The 23,295-nt window shown below is 61.3% G+C and carries 21 protein-coding genes; 13 read left to right on the top strand and 8 right to left on the bottom strand.

Annotation, left to right across the window (positions count from 1 at the left end):
• Window positions 1-56: 56 nt before the first annotated feature.
• Entirely contained in the window at window positions 57-353 is a 297-nt protein-coding gene (locus ABTV87_RS00315; protein ID WP_273898081.1) for a DUF2782 domain-containing protein, read from the bottom strand.
• A gap of 74 nt (window positions 354-427) precedes the next feature.
• Here ABTV87_RS00315 and polA point away from each other — a divergent pair, with 74 nt between their 5' ends.
• A complete protein-coding gene (gene polA / locus ABTV87_RS00310) occupies window positions 428-3,232 on the top strand; it encodes a DNA polymerase I (RefSeq protein WP_433898808.1) in 2,805 nt (934 codons plus the stop codon).
• Between the two features lie 427 nt (window positions 3,233-3,659).
• On the opposite strand, the gene yihA is transcribed toward polA, so the two are convergent.
• On the bottom strand, window positions 3,660-4,304 hold the full coding sequence (yihA, locus tag ABTV87_RS00305; RefSeq protein ID WP_007954038.1) for a ribosome biogenesis GTP-binding protein YihA/YsxC: 645 nt from the start codon (window positions 4,302-4,304) through the stop codon (window positions 3,660-3,662).
• Between the two features lie 191 nt (window positions 4,305-4,495).
• Between yihA and ABTV87_RS00300 the strand changes: the two genes are divergently transcribed.
• The 7 genes from ABTV87_RS00300 (at window position 4,496) to ABTV87_RS00270 (ending at window position 11,837) form a co-directional block, all read left to right on the top strand.
• Entirely contained in the window at window positions 4,496-4,801 is a 306-nt protein-coding gene (locus tag ABTV87_RS00300) for a c-type cytochrome (protein WP_045121721.1), read from the top strand.
• A 32-nt stretch (window positions 4,802-4,833) separates the two neighbouring features.
• Window positions 4,834-5,445 (top strand): c-type cytochrome, encoded by a 612-nt coding sequence (locus tag ABTV87_RS00295; protein WP_085606391.1) that lies wholly within the window; start codon window positions 4,834-4,836, stop codon window positions 5,443-5,445.
• Between the two features lie 200 nt (window positions 5,446-5,645).
• A complete protein-coding gene (locus tag ABTV87_RS00290) occupies window positions 5,646-6,287 on the top strand; it encodes a thiol:disulfide interchange protein DsbA/DsbL (protein WP_007954043.1) in 642 nt (213 codons plus the stop codon).
• A 14-nt stretch (window positions 6,288-6,301) separates the two neighbouring features.
• Window positions 6,302-7,180 carry an endonuclease/exonuclease/phosphatase family protein gene (locus ABTV87_RS00285; RefSeq protein ID WP_007954044.1) on the top strand — a complete coding sequence of 293 codons (879 nt, stop codon included), beginning with the start codon at window positions 6,302-6,304 and terminating at the stop codon, window positions 7,178-7,180.
• Complete coding sequence (locus ABTV87_RS00280) at window positions 7,177-9,267, top strand: diguanylate cyclase (protein WP_433898807.1); 2,091 nt, start codon at window positions 7,177-7,179, stop codon at window positions 9,265-9,267. The genes ABTV87_RS00285 and ABTV87_RS00280 overlap by 4 nt, the downstream gene beginning before the upstream one ends.
• A 101-nt stretch (window positions 9,268-9,368) precedes the next feature.
• Window positions 9,369-10,148 carry an N-acetylmuramoyl-L-alanine amidase gene (locus tag ABTV87_RS00275; protein ID WP_007954046.1) on the top strand — a complete coding sequence of 260 codons (780 nt, stop codon included), beginning with the start codon at window positions 9,369-9,371 and terminating at the stop codon, window positions 10,146-10,148.
• A gap of 75 nt (window positions 10,149-10,223) precedes the next feature.
• The gene (locus tag ABTV87_RS00270) at window positions 10,224-11,837 is read left to right on the top strand and encodes an EAL domain-containing protein (RefSeq protein WP_170929372.1); all 1,614 of its coding nucleotides are present in this window, start codon (window positions 10,224-10,226) and stop codon (window positions 11,835-11,837) included.
• Here the strand turns inward: ABTV87_RS00270 and ABTV87_RS00265 are convergent.
• Both ABTV87_RS00265 and algB read right to left on the bottom strand, forming a co-directional pair.
• Window positions 11,834-13,624, bottom strand: coding sequence for a KinB sensor domain-containing domain (locus ABTV87_RS00265; RefSeq protein WP_433898806.1), 1,791 nt, complete (start codon window positions 13,622-13,624; stop codon window positions 11,834-11,836). The genes ABTV87_RS00270 and ABTV87_RS00265 overlap by 4 nt on opposite strands.
• Window positions 13,625-13,634: 10 nt before the next feature.
• The gene (algB, locus tag ABTV87_RS00260; protein WP_007954049.1) at window positions 13,635-14,981 is read right to left on the bottom strand and encodes a sigma-54-dependent response regulator transcription factor AlgB; all 1,347 of its coding nucleotides are present in this window, start codon (window positions 14,979-14,981) and stop codon (window positions 13,635-13,637) included.
• Between the two features lie 427 nt (window positions 14,982-15,408).
• Here algB and ABTV87_RS00255 point away from each other — a divergent pair, with 427 nt between their 5' ends.
• The 5 genes from ABTV87_RS00255 to ABTV87_RS00235 all read left to right on the top strand — a co-directional run bounded on the left by ABTV87_RS00255 (window position 15,409) and on the right by ABTV87_RS00235 (window position 19,753).
• On the top strand, window positions 15,409-15,693 hold the full coding sequence (locus tag ABTV87_RS00255; RefSeq protein WP_433898805.1) for a hypothetical protein: 285 nt from the start codon (window positions 15,409-15,411) through the stop codon (window positions 15,691-15,693).
• A 67-nt stretch (window positions 15,694-15,760) separates the two neighbouring features.
• Window positions 15,761-15,925 (top strand): DUF1328 domain-containing protein, encoded by a 165-nt coding sequence (locus ABTV87_RS00250; RefSeq protein ID WP_003177151.1) that lies wholly within the window; start codon window positions 15,761-15,763, stop codon window positions 15,923-15,925.
• A 2-nt stretch (window positions 15,926-15,927) separates the two neighbouring features.
• Window positions 15,928-16,392 carry an inhibitor of vertebrate lysozyme family protein gene (locus ABTV87_RS00245; RefSeq protein ID WP_007954053.1) on the top strand — a complete coding sequence of 155 codons (465 nt, stop codon included), beginning with the start codon at window positions 15,928-15,930 and terminating at the stop codon, window positions 16,390-16,392.
• Window positions 16,393-17,089: 697 nt separating this feature from the next.
• A complete protein-coding gene (gltP, locus tag ABTV87_RS00240; RefSeq protein ID WP_007954055.1) occupies window positions 17,090-18,421 on the top strand; it encodes a glutamate/aspartate:proton symporter GltP in 1,332 nt (443 codons plus the stop codon).
• Window positions 18,422-18,523: 102 nt separating this feature from the next.
• Window positions 18,524-19,753 carry a nucleoside recognition domain-containing protein gene (locus ABTV87_RS00235; protein ID WP_007954056.1) on the top strand — a complete coding sequence of 410 codons (1,230 nt, stop codon included), beginning with the start codon at window positions 18,524-18,526 and terminating at the stop codon, window positions 19,751-19,753.
• Window positions 19,754-19,756: 3 nt separating this feature from the next.
• On the opposite strand, the gene ABTV87_RS00230 is transcribed toward ABTV87_RS00235, so the two are convergent.
• From ABTV87_RS00230 to ABTV87_RS00215, 4 genes are read right to left on the bottom strand one after another with little or no spacing between them, the layout of a single operon-like run.
• The gene (locus ABTV87_RS00230) at window positions 19,757-20,383 is read right to left on the bottom strand and encodes an ABC-type transport auxiliary lipoprotein family protein (protein ID WP_221534972.1); all 627 of its coding nucleotides are present in this window, start codon (window positions 20,381-20,383) and stop codon (window positions 19,757-19,759) included.
• Entirely contained in the window at window positions 20,380-21,318 is a 939-nt protein-coding gene (locus tag ABTV87_RS00225) for an MlaD family protein (protein WP_127796495.1), read from the bottom strand. Before ABTV87_RS00225 ends, ABTV87_RS00230 begins: the two co-directional genes overlap by 4 nt.
• A gap of 1 nt (window position 21,319) precedes the next feature.
• Window positions 21,320-22,123: an ABC transporter ATP-binding protein gene (locus tag ABTV87_RS00220; protein ID WP_007954063.1), complete on the bottom strand. Its 804-nt coding sequence runs from the start codon at window positions 22,121-22,123 to the stop codon at window positions 21,320-21,322.
• Window positions 22,120-23,268 carry an MlaE family lipid ABC transporter permease subunit gene (locus ABTV87_RS00215; RefSeq protein ID WP_433898804.1) on the bottom strand — a complete coding sequence of 383 codons (1,149 nt, stop codon included), beginning with the start codon at window positions 23,266-23,268 and terminating at the stop codon, window positions 22,120-22,122. Before ABTV87_RS00215 ends, ABTV87_RS00220 begins: the two co-directional genes overlap by 4 nt.
• Window positions 23,269-23,295: the final 27 nt, after the last annotated feature.

Below are 23,295 nucleotides of genomic sequence, written 5' to 3'. Positions count from 1 at the left end.
AAAACTGCTCAGTTCTGGCGCCGCCATCAAACGGCGCCGATTAAAAGTCAGGAAACTTACTTCCAGGTAAAGATTTCCCACGCTGGAATCAGCATATTCGGCTGGTCGGACCGGATGTAGTTCGCGTCCGTACCATCGGCGCGCACCAGGAAATACGGTTTGCCGCCCTTCGGTGTGACCTTGATCGCATACACGAATCCACTCCGGCTGTATTCCTGAATGACCTTGTCGCCTTCCGTGTGCGTGCTAATGGTAACTTCCGGCTCCGACGACGGCGCATCATCCGCCGCGATCGCGGCCAGCGGTGAGACAGCAATCAGACTGACCAGCAGCAAGCGATTTAACGTACGCATGATAACCTTGTCCCTTTGTCGTCAACGGTCCCGCTATTCTAGCGCCGGGCCCGCCGAAAAGGTTGATTCTGCTCATGAGCCAAGCCCCCCTCGTCCTGGTGGACGGTTCGTCTTACCTGTACCGCGCCTTTCACGCGCTGCCACCGCTGACCACCTCCAAAGGCCTGCCGACCGGTGCGGTCAAAGGCGTGCTGAACATGCTCAAGAGCCTGCGCAAGCAGTATCCGGACAGCCCGTTCGCCGTGGTGTTCGACGCCAAGGGTGGGACATTTCGCGATGAGATGTACGCCGAATACAAGGCCAACCGCCCAAGCATGCCCGACGACATGCGCGTGCAGATCGAGCCGCTGCATCAGAGCGTGATCGCCCTCGGTTTCCCGCTGCTGTGCGTCGAAGGCGTCGAGGCCGATGACGTGATCGGCACCCTGGCCCGCAGCAGCGCGGCGGCCGACCGCCCGGTGATCATCTCCACCGGCGACAAGGACATGGCGCAACTGGTCGACGGCCACATTACCTTGGTCAACACCATGTCCGGTAGCTCGATGGACGTGGAAGGCGTGAAGGAGAAATTCGGCGTCGCTCCCGAGCAGATCATCGATTATCTGGCCCTGATGGGCGATTCTTCCGACAACATCCCCGGCGTTCCCGGCATCGGCCCGAAGACCGCGTCCGGCCTGCTGGTGGGCGTCAACGGCGGTCTGACCGAGCTGTATGCGCAGCTCGACATCGTGCCGACCCTGCCGATTCGCGGCGCCAAGACCCTGCCGGCCAAGCTCGAAGAGCACAAGGAGATGGCCTTCCTCTCCTATCAACTGGCGACCATCAAGGTCGACGTGCCGCTGGATATCGGCCTCGACGACCTGCAAATGGGCCCGGAAGATTCGGCCAAACTGCTTGAGCTCTACACCCTGCTGGAGTTCAAGAGCTGGATCAACGATCTGGAGCGGGACGCCAAGCGTCTGGAGCTGAGCGCTGCCACCGAGCCTGCGCCGGTCGGCGATCTGTTCAGCGCGCCTGCCGAAGAAGCGCCCGCCGCTCCGGCTGAAGCCGCGTACGAAACCATCCTCGATCAGGCACGATTCGACGTCTGGCTGGAAAAGCTGAAGAACGCCAAGCTGTTTGCCTTCGACACCGAAACCACCGGGATCGATGCGCAGCAGGCACAACTGGTCGGTCTGTCCTTCGCGGTACAGGCCAACGAAGCGGCCTACATCCCGCTGACCCACTCCTACATCGGCGTGCCGGAGCAGCTGGATCGCGACACCGTGCTGCGCGCGCTCAAGCCAATCCTTGAAGACCCGAACAAGCTCAAGGTCGGCCAGCACGCCAAGTTCGACATGAACATCCTGGCCAACTGCGCCATCGGTGGCGATCAGAACGAAGGCATCACCGTACGCGGGATCGCCTTCGACACGATGCTTGAGTCCTACGTGCTTAACTCCACCGCCACCCGTCACGACATGGACAGCCTGGCGCAGAAGTACCTGGATCACACCACCGTGAGCTTCCAGGACATCGCCGGCAAAGGCGCCAAGCAACTGACCTTCGACCAGATCGCCCTGGAACAGGCCGGCCCATACGCCGCCGAAGATGCCGACGTGACCCTGCGTCTGCACCAGACGCTGTTCGAGAAGCTAAGCGCCATCCCAAGCCTGGCCAGCGTACTGACCGATATCGAGATCCCGCTGGTGCCGGTGCTTGCTCGCATCGAGCGCCAGGGCGCGTTCGTCGACGCTGAGCTGCTCGGCATCCAGAGCATTGAGCTGGGCAACAAGATGGTCGCGTTGGAGCGTGAAGCCTTCGAGATCGCCGGTGAAGAATTCAACCTGGGCTCGCCGAAGCAACTGGGCGTGATCCTCTACGAAAAGCTCGGTCTGCCGGTGCTGAAGAAGACCGCCAAGGGCCAGCCGTCCACCGCCGAGGAAGTGCTGGCGAAACTGGCCGAAGACGATCACCGCTTGCCGAAAGTGCTGATGGAACACCGTTCCATGAGCAAGCTGAAAAGCACCTACACCGATCGCCTGCCGGAGCAGATCAACCCGCGCACCGGGCGTATCCACACTTCGTACCATCAGGCCGTTGCGTCGACCGGTCGCCTGTCGTCGAGCGATCCGAACCTGCAGAACATCCCGGTGCGCACTGCTGAAGGCCGACGCATCCGTCAGGCGTTCGTCGCGCCGAAAGGCTACAAGCTGCTGGCGGCGGACTACTCGCAGATTGAACTGCGGATCATGGCGCACCTGTCTCGCGACGAAGGCTTGATGAACGCGTTCCGCAACAATCTGGACGTGCACACCGCCACGGCGGCCGAAGTGTTCAAGGTTGAGCTGAATGAAGTGTCGTCCGACCAGCGCCGTGGCGCCAAGGCGATCAACTTCGGCCTCATCTACGGCATGGGCGCGCAGAAGCTGGGCAAGGACATCGGCGTCGACACCAAGACCGCCAAGGCCTACATCGACACCTACTTCGCGCGTTATCCGGGCGTGCGTGAATACATGGATCGCACCCGCGCCCAGGCAGCAGACCAAGGCTTTGTGGAAACGATCTTCGGTCGTCGCCTGTATCTGCCGGACATCAACTCCAACAAGCCGCAGGAACGCGCTGCCGCCGAGCGCACGGCAATCAACGCGCCGATGCAGGGCACTGCAGCAGACATCATCAAGAAAGCCATGGTGGCGGTGGATAACTGGCTGAGCGCTTCCGGGCTGGACGCCAAAGTCATCCTGCAGGTGCACGACGAACTGGTGCTGGAGGTTCGCGAGGATCTGGTCGATCAGGTTCGCGAAGAAATTCGTGTGCACATGAGTGAAGCGGCAAAACTGGATGTGCCGTTGCTGGTGGAAGTGGGGGTTGGCAACAACTGGGACGAGGCGCACTGAGGCCTCTGGGACGGGGTTTTGCCGCGACCGAGCGTCGCGGCAAAGGCACCGGAAAGCGCTTAGGCCTGATCGTTCTTTAGCTTATTCCAAAGTTTTTTGAAAAGATTCTGAACTAATCTTGCGACAGGGCACTCAGAGATACTGAATGGCTGGTGAAGCCCTTCGATGCTCCTATGTTGTGTTAAGTGTTGGCAGATATCTGAACCCCGCCCTAGCGGTTCGGAACTTAAACCCCGGAACTTCTCCCTCCCCATATGAAGTCCGGGGCTTTTTTTTGCCTCAAAATTGGCTGTAGCGCGGTCATGCTGCGTTAAAAGCGTTAGTAAAAATGCTCATTTAGGTCCCCTAAAGTCGAGCGCGACCCCGGCCGTTTTACTAACACTTTTGCCTTGCCTGACCGCACTACAGCCAATTTTCCATATTCCGATTATTCGGTCGCCGCTTCCGCGCCTTTGTCTGCCAGTTCCATCCAGCCCGCCAGCACAGTGTAGGCCTCTTCCAGGCCCATGCGTTTCGGGGCGGAGAACAGCTGGATCGTCACTTGATCGCCCCACCCCTTACGGATTTCCGACTGCACCTTGAGCAGCGTGTTCTTGGCTGCGCCGTAGGTCAGTTTGTCGGCCTTGGTCAGCAGGATGTGCATCGGCATGCCGGCGGCAACGGCCCAGTCGAGCATCAGCAGGTCGAAGTCGGTCATTGGATGACGGATGTCCATCATCAGAATCAAACCCTTCAAACTCTCGCGGCCACCGAGGTAAGCCTCAAGATGACGCTGCCAGTGTTGCTTGAGCGGGATCGGTACTTTTGCATAACCGTAGCCCGGGAGGTCGACCAGACGCCGTTCATCGTCTAGCTTGAAGAAGTTCAACAGCTGTGTGCGACCCGGGGTTTTCGAGGTGCGCGCCAGGCTGGCGTGAGTCAAAGTGTTCAGTGCGCTGGATTTACCGGCGTTGGAACGACCGGCGAACGCCACTTCGAAGCCTTCGTCGTCGGGGCACTGATCGACTTTGGCGGCACTGAGCATGAACGTGGACTGTTGGCACAGGCCGAGGATGGGATTCTTGAGTTGCATGGGATTTCCGATGTGGGCGGCGCCGGGATTAGGCGCGGAACGCGGTGTCGCTTCCGTTTCAGTGACGCCAGTATATAATGCCGCAGATTTTGTGTGTGCTTTGTCCCAGCGAAGGATGAAGTTCACGAGAGCGACAGACCTTGATTGCGCATTAGAACGCAGAACGCTCTCAACCCTGAAAAGGTCGTTTTATGACGAAATGGCTGCTGGCTGCCGGAGTCTTGATGCCGCTTTACAGCGCACAGGCTACACAGGATCCGGAAGCCGTGTACAACCGTGTTTGTGGAGCCTGTCATTCCGGCCAACTACCCATGGCGCCCAGAAGAGGCGATCAGGAAGCTTGGACGCCGAGGTTGGCGAAAGGTATGGAGACGCTGGTGCAACACGTGACCCAGGGTTTCAAGGCGATGCCGCCGCGTGGTTTGTGCATGGACTGCAGTGCCGAGGATTACCAGGCCCTCATCCTCTGGATGAGCGAGAGTAAGCCCGGTCCATAACTCTTAACCCTTAGCCGTAGTTGGATTAGCTGATGAACAAACTGATCGTGAGTCTGCTGTTGACCGTGGGAATCTCAGGCTTCGCCCATGCTGCCGGTGATGCAGCCGCAGGCCAGGCAAAAGCCGCCGTATGCGGCGCCTGCCATGGCCCGGATGGCAACAGCATGGCGCCAAACTTTCCAAAGCTGGCCGGACAGGGTGAACGCTACCTGACCAAGCAATTGCACGACATCAAGTCGGGCAAGCGCACCGTTCTGGAAATGACCGGCCTGCTGACCAACCTGAGCGATCAGGACCTGGCCGACATCGCCGCCTACTTCGCCAGCCAGAAAGGCAGCGTCGGCGCTGCCGATCCAAAAATCGTCGCTCGCGGTGAAGCCCTGTTCCGTGGCGGCAACCTCGAGAAAGGCCTGCCAGCCTGCACCGGCTGCCACTCGCCGAACGGCGCCGGCAACGCAGCCGCCGGCTTCCCGCACCTGGGTGGCCAACACGCTCAGTACATCGCCAAGCAACTGACCGATTTCCGCAAGGAAGAAGCCGGCCGCAGCAACGACGGCGACGCGATGACCATGCGCACCATCGCCCGCAAGCTGAGCGACGAAGACATCGCGGCAGTCTCCAGCTACATTCAGGGCCTGCACTAAGACGCGCGATTCGAGCGTTGTGTGCAATGGCCAACGCCTGCCACGTTAACGCTCGATTAATCCGTCGCAGCAAGTATAAAAAGGGTGGCTTTGGCCGCCCTTTTTTGTGGCCGCTGCCGTTACACTACAGAACTCATGCCCGCCAGGATCTGTCTGAAAACAGGTCGCGCGAGGCGACCAAAATTGTCCAGGAGTAAAGCATGCGTAATCTGATCATCAGCGCCGCCCTCGTCGCTGCCAGCCTGTTCGGCGTGACCGCCCAGGCCGCCGAAGCCCCTGCTGCCCCTTACGTCGAACTGAGCAACCCGGTACCCGTCGCCGTGCCTGGCAAGATCGAAGTGGTCGAGCTGTTCTGGTATGGCTGCCCGCATTGCTACGCGTTCGAGCCGGTGATCAATCCGTGGGTTGAAAAACTGCCGTCCGACGTCAACTTCGTGCGCATTCCTGCGATGTTCGGTGGCCCGTGGGACGCTCACGGCCAGATGTTCCTGACCCTGGAAGCAATGGGCGTCGAGCACAACGTACACGCTGCCGTATTCAACGCGATCCAGAAAGAACACAAGAAACTGACCGACAAGAACGACATGGCCGACTTCCTCGCCACTCAAGGCGTGGACAAGGACAAGTTCCTGGCGACCTTCGATTCGTTCGCCATCAAGGGGCAGATCGTGAAAGCCCGCGAACTGGCCAAGAAGTATGAAATCTCCGGCGTTCCAACCATGATCGTCAACGGTAAGTACCGCTTTGACATCGGCTCTGCCGGCGGTGCCGAACAGGCGCTGAAACTGGCTGACCAACTGGTGGCCAAAGAGCGAGCGACCAACAAGGCAGCCGCCAACTAAGCGCGGCAATCGCCATGCGCCGCTGGGGAACCGAACGCGTCGTTGGCCTGCATGATCCGCAGGTCAACGAGCATCACCTGGAATCGACGGGCCTGCCCGCAGACAGCCGTCTGCGCTTGCTCAGCTTCAATATTCAGGTCGGCATCAGCACCGAGCGCTATCGGCACTACCTGACCCGCAGCTGGCAGCATCTGCTGCCGCACCCCGGGCGCTCCACCAATCTGCAAAAGATCGGCAATCTGCTCGGCGACTTCGATCTGGTCGCCCTGCAGGAAGCCGATGGCGGCAGCCTGCGTTCAGGCTACGTCAATCAGGTCGAACATCTGGCCCAGCTCGGCGCCTTCCCCTACTGGTATCAACAACTCAATCGCAACCTTGGCCGACTGGCCCAGCACAGCAATGGCGTGCTCAGTCGCCTGCGGCCGTGGGCGATCGAAGACCATCCGCTGCCGGGTCCGAAGGGACGCGGTGCGATTCTGGTGCGCTTCGGCGAAGGCCCGGAAGCGCTGGTGGTGGTGATGATGCACCTGGCGCTCGGCGCCCGGGTGCGTAGCATGCAGCTGGCCTACATCCGCGAACTGATCGGCGGCTACAAGCATCAGGTGCTGATGGGCGACATGAACACCCACGCCAGCGATCTGCTGCAACACTCGCCGTTGCGCGACCTCGGCCTGCTGGCCCCGCAACTCGAAGCGACATTCCCCAGCTGGCGCCCCCAGCGCTGCCTGGACCATATTCTGCTCAGCCCGACCCTGACCCTGGAAAAGGTCGAAGTGCTGGCACAACCGATTTCCGATCACCTGCCGGTCGCGGTAGAGATTCGTCTGCCGGGTTCGCTCACGGCCGATGCATTGCCCGCGTTGAGCACTGCCCTTCGCGGAACCCCTGAATGAGCGACGAAGCCCAGCGCTGGAAAGAGAAATACCTCAAAAGCATCGAACAACAGGAAAAGCTCGAACGTCGATGGGACGCCCGGCTCGACCTGCTGCGCCGTGGCCTGGTGCGCAGCACCCTGGCGGCGGAAGGCACCGACCGCGTGGTCGATCAGTGCATGAAAGAGATGCGCGACGTGGTGCGCACCGATGACATGGACGCCGGCCTCGCCGCCTTGCTGCCGCGCCTGGAAAAAGCCGTGCTCGATTCCGAGCAGCGCCGGGAAACCCGGATCGAACAGGTCAGCACTGCACTGACTGCGCTGGTCACTCAGTTGCAATCCCTGCCCCTGCCCCGCGATGTGGCCCAGCCGCTGAAGAAATTCGCCAAGCAGCTGGACGGCCGGGTGAGTCAGGCAAGGGAAATGCCGCTGCTGCTCAGCGAACTCAGCGGCTTGCAGGGCAAGGCTTTGAGCCAGCTGGAGACCCCGGCAGAACCGGGACGCCCCGGATTGTTGCAGCGTCTGTTCGGCAGCCGCGACAACGAGGAAACGCCTGCGACGGCGACCCAGCCTGCCGTGGCGGCACCGCCCGCACCGCCAGAGCAAGCGCCCGTCACGCATGAAACAGCGCCCTTGCAGGAAGCGCCTGTCACGACCGCCGAACCGGTCGCCTCTACGCCCGTCAGCCAAGCACCGATCGCCGCCCCCGTGGCCGAACCAGCGAAAATTCCGGAGCCAACCCCCGAGTATCATGCGGAGCCGGAGGTGGTGGCCTTCGAGCCGGCCAGAATCCTCACCGAAGCTCCTACCGCCTCTAGCGAACCAGAACCCGCCGAGCCAAAACCGGAGCCGCAGGCTTTCACGCCTCCACCGGTTTTCGCGCCGACAGTGCCAACAGCCATCAACCCGGACGAACTGATCCACCCCGGCGATACCCCGCCGCCGGTGATCCTCGACAGCCTGCCCCTGCCCGAGCCCATCGCCCAGGCATTGGCCGCAATCGATCCCGAGCAATCCGAGCACGACATCCTCTACGCCCTGCCGGACTCGCCAGAACCATCCTACAGCTCGGTCGCCAAACACATCGAAGACACGCTGATCGGGTTGCTGGACGACCTGACCCTGCCGGAGCGCCACCGCCCGCAAGCCGAAGCCATGCGCGATCGCCTGAAAAACGGTCTGAACTGGTACGAACTGCTGCCGATCCTCGACGATCTGGCGACCTTGATGCTGGCGATTACCGACAGCGGCCAGCACGAATTCGAAGCTTATTTGCAGCAACTCAACGAACGCCTCGAAGCGTTCCAGAGCAACTTGCAGGCCGCCAGCGAAGGCCACGCCGACAACAGCTCCGCGGCGCGGGCGATGGACACGCAGATCCGCGAACAGGTCGACGGCTTGCAGAACAGCGTGCAGGAAGCGGCCGATCTGGATGATCTCAAGCAAGTGCTGGAAAACCACCTCGAAGGCCTGCTCGGCACGATGGATCAGCACCAGAAGCAGCGTGACGCCCGAGAACAGGAAGTCGCCGGACGCCTGAAAAGCCTGGCCGAGCGCGTCGCGCACATGGAGCAGGAAGCACTCGGCTATCGCGAACACCTTGAAGAGCAGCGCCAGAAAGCCCTGATCGACCCCCTCACCGGCCTGCCCAACCGCGCGGCCTGGACCGAACGGCTCGAACATGAAATCGCCCAATGGCAGCAACATGGCAACACCCTGAGCCTGGCCATGCTCGACCTCGATCACTTCAAACGGATCAACGATAACTACGGCCACCTGGCCGGCGACAAGGTGTTGAAGATCATCGCGACGGTGCTGCGCAAACGCCTGCGTGGCAGCGATTTCATTGCCCGATTTGGTGGAGAGGAATTTGTATTGCTGCTGCCGGCCACTCCGCCGGCCGTCGGCACCAAACTCCTGGAAACCCTGCGCGCTTCCATCGAAGCCTGCCCGTTTCACTTCAAGGGCGAGCGCGTCACGATCACGGTTTCCATGGGGCTGGCGGCGTTCCGGCCGGGAGAACACAGCGATCTGGTGCTCAAAAGAGCCGATCAGGCGCTTTACCGGGCGAAAAACGCAGGGCGTAACCGGGTGGAGCTGGGCTGAGGCAATTGTTCCATATTGTTTAAATCAGCCCTTTAAGCGTCGAAGCGCAAGGCGATACGTTACACTGTTGCATTATCGTCTTGCGTGTACTGCCCTCTGCCATGAAATTTTTTACCCTGCTCGCGTCGCTACTCTTACTGGCCGGTTGTGCCAGCGGCCCGCGTTTTGACACCAGCCATCCTTCGGTCAATCACGACAGTCGCGTGCAATTTGTGATCGTGCACTACACCTCCGCTTCACTCGAACGCTCATTGCAGTTGTTGACCCACGGCGAAGTCAGCAGCCATTACCTGATCGGCGACGACAAGAACGCCACCATCTACAAGCTGATGGACGAAAACCTGCGGGCCTGGCACGCCGGCGAAAGCGAATGGCAAGGCCGTACCTGGCTCAACTCCAGCTCGATCGGCATCGAGATCGTCAATCCGGGCTTCAAGGACACGCCGACCGGTCGCCTCTGGTATCCCTACAGCGAAGCCCAGGTGCAATCGCTGATCGTTCTGCTCAAGGACATCAGCAAGCGCCAGGGCATCAGCCCGCGCCACATCATCGGCCATAGCGACATCGCCCCGCTGCGCAAGCTCGACCCGGGACCGCTGTTCCCCTGGAAGCGCCTGGCGGCCGAAGGGCTGGGGCTCTGGCCCAACGAACAAGCCGTGGCACGCCAACAGGCGCAGTTCGACGCCGAGCTGCCGAGCATCACCTGGTTCCAGAGCCAACTGGCGCGCCTGGGCTACTCGACGCCGCAGACCGGGGAGCTGGATGTGGCGACCCGCCATGTGCTCGCGGCCTTCCAGATGCACTACCGCCCTACGCGCTTTGACGGCACGCCGGATGCGCAAACGGCAGCGTTGCTGCTGGTGCTGAATCAGACAAAATAATGACGCCCGCCCGACGGTCAGGGCGAAAGTGCAATCAGCAGCTATAACTCATTGGTAATTCTTCGGATATCCATGATGGTTGCTACCCGAGAGACGCTGCGTAGCTGGTTTTATCGCCCCTGGTTTCTGGCGATGATAGCGGCTGTCCTCAGTGCGAGCCTGCTGATCACCGGCGGGCTGTTCGTGGCCATGCGCCAGGTCGAACAAAGCGAAAGCCAGGAAATGAACGCCCAGGGCGAGCGGTTCCTGGCGCGTCTGGAGCAACTGTTCGGCCAGTTGCGCGAAAGCCTCGACGACCTCGAAGCCCAACCCTTGCGCAGCTGCGACGACGAAATGATCGCCACGTTGCAGCAAGTGACGTTCAACTACCGCTTCGTCTATGAAGCGGCCTACATGGACGCCACGCGGATCTGCTCCAACCGTCCGCGCCAGGAAGGCCTGTCGGTGATCCGTCCTCCGGACATCAAAGGCCCGACCTACAGCTATTGGCTGAACACCACCACCGAACCCGATGAAAACCGCGCAGCGCTGATGCTCGGGCGCGGCAACTTTCGCGTCGCCACTTCACGCGGGCATTTGACCGACATGGTCGACCTGTCGCCCGGCAGCAGCCTGCTGGTGGTGCTGGATCACGGGACCCGGGCGATTCCGGTACTCGGCGTTCCACAAGCCTGGCCACCCACTGAACCCTGGCCGCCGAAAACTCCGGATGCGCTGCAAGTCACCCAGTCGCACCTGATCTACCGCATGCCCACCGATAACCCGGAATACCAACTGGTGCTGATCAGCCCGCGCTCGGGCATGCACATTCCGGAGCTTTGGTGGTGGATGGTGCCGTTCTGTCTGGTGCTCGGTGCGCTGGTAGGCGTTCTGGTGTTCTGGATCGTGCGCCAGCGCCAGTCGCTGGATGCCGAGCTGCACGGCGCGATCCGCCGGGGCGAGTTGCAGGTGCTTTATCAACCGATCTTCGATCTCGACAGCCGCAACTGCGTCGGCGCCGAAGCCCTGCTGCGCTGGCGCCGGCCGGACGGCACGCTGACCAGCCCCGATTTGTTCATCCCGATGGCCGAGAACACCGGGCAGATTCGCCAGATGACCGACTTCGTCCTGCAACGCTTGCTCGAGCAGCTCGGCCAATTGCTGCGAGCCAATCCGCAGCTGTACATCTCGGTGAACCTGGCCGCCTGCGACGTGATGGTGCCGCGCATCGGCCAGGTCATGGCGCGGCTGCTGACCCTGCACCGGGTGGCGGCGCGGCAGATTGCTTTCGAGGTGACCGAACGCGGCCTGATCGATGTGGTGGTGGCCCGGGAAAACCTGCAGGCGCTGCGGGATGTCGGCCATCAGGTGCTGATTGACGATTTCGGCACCGGCTATTGCAGCCTCGCCTACCTGCAAACCTTGCCGGTGGATTGCTTGAAGATCGACAAGGCCTTCATCGACGCCCTCGGCCATGACGCCGCCAGCAGCGGTGTCGCGCCGCACATCATTCACATGGCCCAGGCGCTGGACCTGAAGGTGATCGCCGAAGGGATCGAATATGAATCCCAGGCCGAGCTGCTGAGCAGCGAAGGGGTGAAATTCGGTCAGGGCTGGCTGTTCGCCCACGCTTTGAGCGCGGTGCAGTTCATCGAACTGATCACCCGTGGTCGGCGGCTAGCCGGCCGCCGGATTGACGACGAAGCCTAGACCGCCAGCGCCATGTAGAACTGCGTGCCCTGCCCCGGCCGCGAGTAAACGCCCATCCGCCCACCGTGCAACTGCACAATTTCCTTGCACAGCGCCAGACCCAGCCCGGCTCCGCCCTTCTTGCGCCCGACTTGAACGAACGGTTCGAAGATCCGCCCTTGTTGACCGTAGGCAATCCCTTCGCCGTTGTCTTCGACGCTGATGATCACCCGTTCGCCATGGCGCCGGGCCTGCAAGCGGATCAGCCCGTCGCGCGCCGTGTGGCGCAAGGCGTTGTCGATCAGGTTGTCGAGGACTCGATCAAGCTGCGCCTGATCCGCCTGCAAGCGTGGCAGCGGGCCCTGCACTTCGACCTGCAGGGTAACGCCCTTCTGCGCCGCCGAATCGGCGAAACGCAAACGCGCCTGTTCCAGCAGATCCTCGATGGAACACGGCGCCAGCGTGAGCTTCTGCAAACCGCTCTGATAGCGCGAGAAGTTCAGCAGATCGTTGATCAGCTGCATCAGGCGCTGCATTTCTTCATTAACCGTGTCGAGCAGGTCGGACTCGCGCGACTCCGGAGGAAACTTAGCCCGCTCGCGGAACAGCCCGAAAGCCATGTGCATGCCCGTGACCGGTGTGCGCAATTCGTGGGACGCGCGCAGCACGAACTCGCTGCGCACCCGTTCGAAGGCGCGCTGTTCGGTGACGTCGTGCAAGACCATCACGGCGCCGAGGATATGCCCCTGGGTATGGCTGACCGGCGTCAGGCTGTAGGTCAGCAGGCGCGATTCGCCATCGACCTCGATGCTCAAATCTTCCGGCGCCCGCTCGAGCGTGCCGCCGCGCAACACCAGTTGTAATTGCGCATCCAGTTCCGGACGCTGAAGCGCTGTGCCCAGACCCTCGCCGAAACGGTCGCTGTCCCAGCCCAGTTGCCGCTGGGCCACCGGGTTCAAGTGTTCCAGACGACCCTGACGGTCGATCATCAGCAAACCATCATCGATGCTGTCGAGTACCGCTTGCAGGCGCTGCTGGCCAGCGAGCAGTTCGTCGACATTGGTCGCCTGATGCTCGCGCAGGGCTTCGGCCATCAGCCCGAAGCGGCGCGTCAACAGATTGATCTCCATCGCCGAGGACACCGGCAGGGTCACTTCGAAATTGCCTTGGCCGATATTGTCCGCCGCTTTGGCCAACGCTTCGATCGGCGCACCAAAACGCCGCGCAATGCCCTGGGCGGTAACGAAACCAATGATCAGCACTGCCAGCCCCACCAGCCCGAGCAGGCCGGAAATCAGCAGCGCCCGGTCACGGGCAGCGTGCTGGACAGCGTTGATGTTATCCAGCGCGTGCTTGTGCTCGGTGATCAAACCGTTACGCAGGGTGTTGAATCGTTCGCGCAAGTCGCCACTACCACTCAGGGCGGCGCCCGGATCGCGGGAGATATCGAACGCCTCAAGGAAGGTCAGGTAATCGCTCTTCGCCTGACTGAAGCCATATTGGCGATTGTCGTTTTTCTGCTCTTGGGCGATACCCTCGTCGAGCAATTCGAAATAGCGTTGTTTGGATGCTTCGAACGCCACGGGATCGGGTTTCTCGGCAAGCATCATGATCAGTTGATCGCCAAGCGTCTGCCGCAGCTTGAGCCCCAGATCGAGGGTGACGAAGTTGTTGCGGATCAGCGCCTCCTGGGTGCCGGCCATCTGCATCACGCTGACCAGCCCGAGCATCAGCCCGAGCAAGGCCACGGTGATCAGCGCGGAAATGCTCAGGAACAAGCGAGTCCGCAACTTCATCGCCAGTTTCATCGGCGGATGCTCACAGGTTGTACTGCTTGCGCTTGCGATACAGGGTCGAGGCGTCGATCCCCAGAGTCTTGGCGGCCTGATCAAGAGTGCCGGCAGTCGCCAGTACCGCGCCGATGTGGGCTTTCTCCAGCTCGTCGAGGCTCAGCGCGGCGCCAACCCGTGGCGCGTTGTTCGCCGGTTGTTCGGCCATGCCGAGGTGGCTGATTTCCACACGCTCCTGCGGGCAGATGATGCTCGCCCGCTCGACCACGTTACGCAGCTCGCGGATATTGCCGGGCCAGCGATAACCCAACAGTGCTTCACGAGCCTCATCACTGAAACCCCGCGCGGGGCGCGCGTATTCCTTCACGAAGCGAGCGAGGAAACGGTCGGCCAGGGTCAGGATGTCTTCGGCCCGCTCGCGCAGCGGCGGCAGATGCAGGGTGATGACGTTCAGGCGATAGAGCAGGTCTTCACGGAAACGCCCGTCGCGCACCATGTCCTCGAGATTGAGGTTGGTGGCAGCGAGAATGCGCACATCGGCGCGGCGGGTAACCGGATCCCCTACCCGCTCGTATTCCTTGTCCTGAATGAAACGCAGCAACTTGGGTTGCAATGTCAGCGGAAAATCGCCGATTTCGTCGAGAAACAGCGTACCGCCATCGGCTTGGTTAACCCGACCCAGCGTGCTTTCGCTGGCTCCCGTGAACGCGCCACGACTGTGACCGAACAGCTCGCTTTCCATCAGTTCGGCGGTCAGCGACGGGCAATTGATGGTCACGCAGGATTTCTTCTCGCGCTTGCTCCAGCCGTGAATGGCTCGGGCCAGTTCACCTTTACCGGTGCCGGACTCGCCGAGGATCAGAATATTGGCGTCGGTGCCCGCCACTTGCCGCGCGGTTTCAAGTACGACTTTCATCGCCGGGCTGTGGGAATCGAGACCGTCCTTGGGTTTGCGGATCTCGCCTTCGAGGGCTTCCAGACGCGCCGATAGCTGACGTACTTCCAGTTGCTTGGCGGTCGCCAGGCGCAATTGATCCGGACTGCACGGCTTGACCAGATAGTCGGCAGCGCCGGCCTGAATTGCGTCCACCGCGGTGTCGACAGCCGAATGGGCGGTGACGATCACGACCCGCATCCACGGCGCCTGAATGCGCATCTGCGCCAATACATCCAGGCCGTTGTCTTCACCCAGGCGCAAATCAAGGAAGCACAGATCGAACACCTGGCGTTGCAGCAGCGCGTCAGCCTGAGCCGCGCTGTTGGCGGTGGCGACGGTATAACCTTCGTCTTCGAGGCAATAACGAAAGGTTCGCAGGATGGCGGATTCATCGTCCACCAGCAGAATGCGGCCTTGGTGCTCAGTGGCTGATTCCATTTTTCCTACGCTCCATAAGTGAATGTCTTGGGTTAGTCCCGGAAAAATCGGGCAAGTTGCATGGTTGATTCTGATCGATTCCGGTCATAGCAGGGTAGCTCTCTCCTGCCCTCACGGCTAATCCGCTGATTTTGTTGATTTTTTAAACATCGCACAGTTTCAAGGCGGTTTCCTGCCTCCTTTTCTGACATCCGCACCCTGCCCTCAATTCAAAAAGAATGATTTCTCCTACGAAATAATCGTGCATTACGCACGACCCTGCGAGGGCCATCGTGCAGGATGCGTCGTCAGGAATTTTCACAACATCTGTAACTATTTGATTTTATTGGGTTTTTTCAAACAAAAAAGCTGGCATGCAGGCTGCAATAACTCTCTCAGCCCGGGCAGAAATGCACTGCCCCAACCGAATAAGAGTGAGGAACCCAGGATGACTCGCCCACGTGCCGCCCAAATGCGTATCTCGCCACTGCACTTGCAGCAGGCCCTGTTTGGCGCACTTGCGCTGTTGATCACGCTGATCGCCTGCCAGCAATACCTGCGCTGGGAGCAGAGTCAGCAACCTGAGCCCCTGATTTCCATGCAACACGCGACGCAGACGCACTTCAGCGCCGTCAGCAGCAGCCAGACCGACAACGGCGCGATGCGCATGATGGACGTCGACCAGCCACAGCCACTGGGCGACATGCCCCGTGAAGAACGCTGGGTTTTCTGATCAACGAATCTGGGCGCCCCCGCGCCGAGACCGGCAACACCCCTAAATAGAAGCAAGGAGAATCACCATGTTGAGCTGGGCAATCACATTCCTGATCATTGCCATCATCGCTGCAGTACTGGGCTTCGGTGGTATCGCGGGCACCGCCACGGGTATCGCCAAGATTCTCTTTGTCGTGTTCCTGGTGATGTTCATCGCTTCCTTCTTCTTTGGCCGTCGCGGTCGAGGTTGAACATGAAGGGTTTAAAGACACTGGCAGCCGCCCTGCTTCTGGGCGGTAGTGCCATGGCGATGGCGGCCAATGACGGCCAGGCGCGGGTCAACGAACTGTTGAGTTCCGACCCGCAATACAGGGAAACCTGGGAAGGCGTGGTGAAGAAGGAAGAACGCCTGCCGGAATGGGTGATGAACCTCTCCGGCGCGCCGGACCAACAGATGAATGCCGTGACTGAAGATGGCGATCAGTATCTGGTGGGGCCGCTCTGCGAATCGCAGGACAAATGCCTCAACCACCGCCTGATCGTCGCCTTCAGCTTCGACAAGAAACACGCTTACGCCATGCTGGTCGATGTGCCCGAAGGACTGCCGGCGGACAAGTCGCCAACGCGACATGCCACCTACCGCTTCCTCGGCAAGCCCGACCAGGGCATGCAGGATCTGTTGATGGAAACGCTGAAGAAAGATCCGAACTGGTATTGAACATGAGGGCAGCTGAAAGGCTGTCCTCCATTGCACCCGCCCGAGGAAGGCCGGTGCATGACCAGGGGGCCGGGACGTTCTGACTGTTACAGGGTCGGAGTGACCTACGGGTACAGGGAGTGCCTGCGATGAGGGCCGGGTCAGGGTAAAAGCTGCGACGCAAGTTCGCCAACCGGAGCGGTTCGACGGACTTGCGCTGAGCTTTCAACGTGACAAAACGTTGATCCAGAGCGTTCTGCTCGTCTTTTTTATCGCTCACACTGCATGCGAAAGCATTTCGCGGTGTTTCCTCGCGACCGTATATCGAGAAAGAGTCGATCGAGTAAGTCGGACTTTTAGTTTCCGAACGTAGGCTTTTTCCTAAATTTTTCGTCGAAATCACTCGTTCAAAAAATAACCAACCTACGCTGTAATGGCCGGTTCACGGCACTTATGCCTGCCGAAATGTCGTATTCGAACCGGTTGGGACGCCAGTTTCATTTAAAAAAACTCATGCCGATTCGGCATAGGGTAGGCGTTTACGGCATTAGACGGCGCAACCTTGCATCGGAATAGTTGCGCCTTTTTTCGCCTGCCGGAGAGCCGTAAACACGCGCTTCGGGGCACCTTATACGGAGGCAGATGCACAGACTTTTCCGCTAAAGAGCGTTCCAGTTCCTGCATGTGCCTGAGTCAAACGCAAGTAAGGGTAAAGATAATGAAGAAGGCAAAGCTTAGCCTCGCCTGGCAGATCCTCATCGGTCTGGTGTTGGGGATTGCAATCGGTGCGTTGCTCAACCATTTCAGTGCCGAGAAGGCCTGGTGGATCAGCAACGTCCTGCAACCGGCAGGCGATATCTTTATCCGTCTGATCAAGATGATCGTGATCCCGATCGTCATCTCTTCCCTGATCGTCGGCATCGCCGGCGTGGGCGACGCCAAGAAGCTCGGGCGCATCGGCCTGAAGACCATCATCTACTTCGAAATCGTCACCACCATCGCCATCGTCGTCGGCCTGCTGCTGGCCAACCTGTTCCATCCGGGTGCCGGCATCGACATGAGCACCCTGGGCACTGTGGACATCTCCAAGTACCAGGCGACCGCCGCCGAAGTGCAGCATGAACACGCGTTCATCGAGACCATCCTCAACCTGATTCCGTCGAACATTTTCGCGGCCATGGCTCGCGGCGAGATGCTGCCGATCATCTTCTTCTCCGTGCTGTTCGGTCTCGGTCTGTCGAGCCTGCAGTCGGACCTGCGCGAGCCGCTGGTGAAGATGTTCCAGGGCGTCTCGGAAAGCATGTTCAAAGTCACCCACATGATCATGAACTACGCCCCGATCGGCGTGTTCGCACTGATCGCGGTGACCGTGGCCAACTTCGGTTTCGCTTCGCTGCTGCCGCTGGCCAAGCTGGTGATCCTGGTTTACGTCGCCATCGCCTTCTTCGCCTTCGTGATTCTGGGCCTGATCGCCAAGATGTTCGGCTTCTCGGTGATCAAGCTGATGCGCATCTTCAAGGATGAGCTGGTGCTGGCTTACTCCACCGCTTCCTCGGAAACCGTGCTGCCACGCGTGATCGAGAAGATGGAAGCCTACGGCGCACCGAAAGCCATCTGCAGCTTCGTGGTGCCGACCGGCTACTCGTTCAACCTCGACGGTTCGACCCTGTACCAGTCCATCGCGGCGATCTTCATTGCTCAGCTGTACGGCATCGACCTGTCGATCAGCCAGCAACTGCTGCTGGTCCTGACCCTGATGGTGACCTCCAAAGGTATCGCCGGCGTACCGGGCGTGTCCTTCGTGGTATTGCTGGCCACTCTGGGCAGCGTTGGTATCCCGCTGGAAGGCCTGGCCTTCATCGCCGGTGTCGACCGTGTGATGGACATGGCGCGTACCGCCCTCAACGTGATCGGCAACGCCCTCGCCGTACTGGTCATCGCCCGTTGGGAAGGCATGTACGACGACGCCAAGGGCCAGCGCTACTGGAACTCGCTGCCGCACTGGCGCAGCAAGGAAAAACTGCCGGCCGGTGACGTTTCGAACAACTGATCCCCGCCCGCCAGGCACCCTGACAAACCCCGGAGAAATCCGGGGTTTGTCGTTTCTGGCGACCCCGCTATCATTCGCCGCATCTTCCGGGGGATTTGACTGATGCTTAATGGCCTGTGGCTTGGCTTCTTCATCGTGGCAGCCGTTTCGGCGCTGGGGCAATGGCTGATCGGCGGCAACGCCGGGATCTTCGCGGCGATGGTGGAAAGCATTTTTGCCATGGCCAAGCTGTCGGTCGAAGTCATGGTGCTGCTGTTCGGCACGCTGACTCTGTGGCTGGGCTTTCTGCGCATCGCCGAGAAAGCCGGGATCGTCGAATGGCTGGCCAAAGCGCTGGGCCCGCTGTTCCTGCGGCTGATGCCGGAAGTGCCGGCGGGGCACCCGGCCATCGGCCTGATCACCCTGAACTTCGCCGCCAACGGCCTGGGCCTGGACAACGCTGCCACACCGATCGGCCTTAAAGCGATGAAGGCGCTGCAAGAGCTCAACCCCAGCTCGACCATCGCCAGCAACGCGCAGATCCTGTTCCTGGTACTCAACGCTTCGTCCCTGACCCTGCTGCCGGTGACGATCTTCATGTACCGCGCCCAGCAAGGCGCGCCGGACCCGACGCTGGTGTTCCTGCCGATCCTGCTGGCCACCAGTTGCTCGACCATCGTCGGCTTCCTGTCGGTGGCCTTCATGCAGCGCCTGCGGGTCTGGGACCCGGTGGTGCTGGCTTACCTGATTCCCGGCGCGCTGATCCTCGGCGGCTTCATGGCGTTGCTCGCGACGATGTCGGCCACTGCGCTGGCGGGCCTGTCGTCGATCCTCGGCAACCTGACGCTGTTCGGCCTGATCATGCTGTTCCTGGTGATCGGCGCGTTGCGCAAGGTGAAGGTTTACGAAGCGTTCGTCGAGGGCGCGAAGGAAGGTTTCGACGTCGCCAAGAATCTGCTGCCGTATCTGGTGGCGATGCTCTGCGCGATCGGCGTATTGCGCGCGTCAGGCGCACTGGACTTCGGCCTCGACGGTATCCGCCATCTGGTGGAGTGGGCAGGGTGGGACACGCGCTTCGTCGATGCGCTGCCGACCGCCATGGTCAAACCGTTCTCCGGCAGCGCCGCCCGGGCGATGCTGATCGAAACGATGAAGACCTCGGGCGTGGACAGCTTCCCGGCGCTGGTGGCCGCAACGATTCAGGGCAGCACCGAAACCACGTTCTACGTGCTGGCGGTGTACTTCGGCGCGGTGGGCATCCAGCGCGCCCGGCATGCCGTCGGTTGCGCGCTGCTGGCCGAGCTCGCGGGCGTGCTCGGCGCTATCGGCGTCTGCTACTGGTTCTTCGGTTAAGGCTCAAGGCCGGGCAGGTGGGGCAACTTTCTGCCCTTGCTCCACCGCCCACGCCACCACCTTCGCGGTGAGGCGATCACTGGCCTGACCGAATCCGGCCACCACCGCCGGGACCTTCACATCATTGAGCGGCTGACGTTCTTCGAAACGGCGACTGGCGAGAATCCGCTGGTCATAGCCACGCACCAGCAATGCATCGACCCGCACCACGACGCTGGCCTGCGTGCCCTGATACTCGGTCTGAAATGCCTGCAGGCTGCCGCCCAGTTCCAGGTCCGCCTGGAAATTGCTGTCGTCGGTGCTCAACAGCGATATACGCCCGTCCCGCTGGAAGCCATCCAGCAGCCGATTGCGCACCAGCACCGGCGCCGGATCGCTCCAGCGCGAGGCCTTATAAGTGCTGATCACGTCACCCTGGGGAATCACCGCGATGCCCGGCCGGTTCAGCGCTTCGCTGGCCTGCAGTTTGTTCAGACGCAGCGACCAGTGCTGAGCCGCCGCCGAACCGGCCGAAGCGGGCGCCTCTGCGGCTGGCAAGCGATAGACATCCAGCGGCTCGGACTTGGGCAGGATCGAGCACGCGCTGATCAGCGTGAAGCCGGCGAGGAGGGCGAGGCGAGTCAGCTTCATGGCGTGAACTCCTTGTTCTTGTCACTGCCCAGCAGGTAACCGCTGGGGTTGGCCTCCAGGCGTTGGGAAATGGCGCGCAGCGAGTTCAGGGTTTCACGCAGTTCGCGGATCGCCGGGGCCAGACCGTTGAGGCCCTGCATGCCGCTGTCGAGGGAGTTCTGGTTCTTGCTCAAAAGGCCGTTGATGGTGGCGCTGCTTTGCTCCAGGGATTTCATCGCCTGTTCAGCACTGCCCAGGGCCTGCTTGCCCTGATCGTTGAGCAGACCGTTGGCGTTGCGCATCAGCGCGGACGTCTGTTCGAGCATGTTGCCGGCCTGTTTGCCGACCGTCGCCAGTTGCTGCATGGCCTGACGCAGGTCGCCGCGCTGATCGTTGATTGAGCCGGTGGTCTGTTCCAGATGCTGGAGGGTTTTGCTCACGCGCTCGATGTTGTCGGCGGAGAACATCTGATTGGCGTTGCTCAGCAGGGTGCTGACTCCGCTCATCAGGTCGTTGCTGTCATTGAGCAGCCGCGAGATCGGCGAGGGCGAGGCGACGATGGTCGGCAGATTTCCGTCATGGCCCTTGAGTTTCGGACTCTCTGGCGTGCCGCCGCTGAGCTGGATGATCGACGTGCCGGTGATCCCGGCCAGGGCCAGTTTGGCCTGGGTGTCTTCCTTGACCGGCGTGTCACCCGCCAGACGAATCCGCGCCAGCACCCGACGCGGGTCCTGCGGGTCGAGGCGCAGGCTGACCACATCGCCGACCTTGATCCCGCTGTACTGCACCGGGCTGCCGCGGGACAGGCCGCTGACCGCCTCGTTGAAGACGATTTCGTAATCCTTGAACTCGGTGTCGACGCTGGACTTGGCCAGCCACAGACCGAAGAGCAGGGCGCCCGCCACCACAATCACCGTGAACAGGCCGATCAATACATGATGGGCTCGGGTTTCCATGTCAGACCTCGTTGAGCTGTTTGGCGGCGTCCAGCGCCGAGCGGCCGCGAGGGCCGTGGAAGTATTCGTGAATCCACGCGTCATCGGTTTCCGAGACCACGTCGATGGGACCGGCCACCAGCACTTTCTTCTGCGCCAGTACCGCGACGCGGTCGGTGATGGTGTAGAGCGTGTCGAGGTCGTGGGTCACCAGAAACACGCTCAGGCCCAGCGCGTCGCGCAGGGTCAGGATCAATTGGTCGAACTGCGCCGCGCCAATCGGATCGAGGCCGGCGGTGGGTTCGTCGAGAAACAGGATGTCCGGATCCAGCGCCAGCGCCCGGGCCAGTGCCGCGCGCTTGATCATGCCGCCGGACAGCGAAGCCGGGTACTTGTCCGCCGCCGACAGCGGCAGCCCGGCCAGCGCCAGCTTCACCGCCGCCAGATGCTCGGCGTCGTCGCGGCTCAGACCGGCGTGTTCGATGAGGGGCAGGGCGACATTCTCGGTGACGGTCAGCGACGAGAACAGCGCGCCTTTCTGGAACAGCACACCGAAACGCCGCTCGATCAGCGAACGCTCATGCTCCGGCAGGCTCGGCAGGTTCTGGCCGAACACCTTGACCATGCCTTCACTGGGCCGGCGCAAGCCGACGATGCTGCGCAGCAACACCGATTTGCCGCTGCCGGAGCCGCCGACCACTGCCAGGATCTCGCCTTTGTACAAGTCGAGGTCGAGGTTCTCGTGCACGCTCTGGCTGCCGAAGCGATTGCACAGGCCACGGACTTCGATCACCGCCTCGGAGGGCGCGCGGGGTAGACGACTCACCAGCCCATCTCCATGAAAAACAGCGCGGCGACCGCATCGAGCACGATCACCACGAAAATCGATTGCACCACGCTTGAGGTGGTGTGGGCGCCAACGGATTCGGCGCTGCCGCTGACCTTGAAGCCTTCCAGACAGCCGATGGCGGCGATCAGAAACGCGAAGATCGGGGCTTTGACCATACCCACCAGGAAATGTTGAATCCCTATGTCGCTTTGCAGCAGCGACAGGAACATCGCCGGCGAAATATCCAGGGATACCGCGCAGACCACCGCGCCGCCGACGATCCCGCAGATCATCGCCAGAAAGGTCAGCATCGGCAGCGCCACCAGCAGCGCCAGCACCCGTGGTACCACCAGTAATTCCATGGGGTCGAGGCCGAGGGTGCGAATCGCGTCGATTTCCTCGTTGGCCTTCATCGAGCCGATCTGCGCGGTAAAGGCACTGGCGGTGCGGCCGGCCATCAGGATCGCCGTGAGCAACACACCGAACTCGCGCAGGAAGGCGAAACCCACCAGATCCACGGTGAACACGCTGGCGCCGAAACTGGCCAGCACCGTCGCCCCGAGGAACGCCACCACTGCGCCCACCAGAAAGGTCAGCAACGCGACGATGGGCGCGGCGTCGAGGCCAGTCTGTTCGATGTGCGCAATCATCGGCGTGATACGCCAGCGCTTGGGCCGGAACAGGCTGCGGGCGATGGTTTCGAGGATCAGGCCGACGAAGCCGAGCAATTGCAGGGTGTCTTGCCAGACCGTGTCGACGGCCCGGCCGATGCGGGTCAGCAATTGCACGCTGACGCTGATTTCCGGTTCCTTGATCGGTACGCAGAAGTCGGTCAGCGAGCGATACACGGTTTGCAGCAAGGCGCGGTCGGCGCTGGAAATCGTGCAGTCGGGGTGTTCGGCGGATTTGCCCAGCCGCTCCGAGCCGAGCAGTTCCACCAGCAGAGACGCGCCGGCGGTGTCGAGGGCGCCGAGGCCGTTGAGGTCGATAGGGGTGTTGGCGTCGTACTGGCCGTGGAGCGTTTCGCTCAGTTGCTTGAGGTCGGCGTAGTGGGCAAGCGTCCAGTCCCCGGTCACCCGCAGGCGGGCAGGGGTGATCGAGGTGTCCAGGCGGGCACTGCCGGTCATTGGGCTGCTGGTCATAAGCTCCGTGCTTGTTCGGCTGAATAC

Origin of the sequence: Pseudomonas sp. PSE1(2024) (assembly GCF_050990555.1) — a bacterium.
GTDB classification, from domain to species: Bacteria; Pseudomonadota; Gammaproteobacteria; order Pseudomonadales; family Pseudomonadaceae; genus Aquipseudomonas; species Aquipseudomonas aphyarum.
The sequence above is the reverse complement of the archived record's forward strand: the minus strand, read 5'-3'. Positions and strand labels throughout refer to the sequence as shown.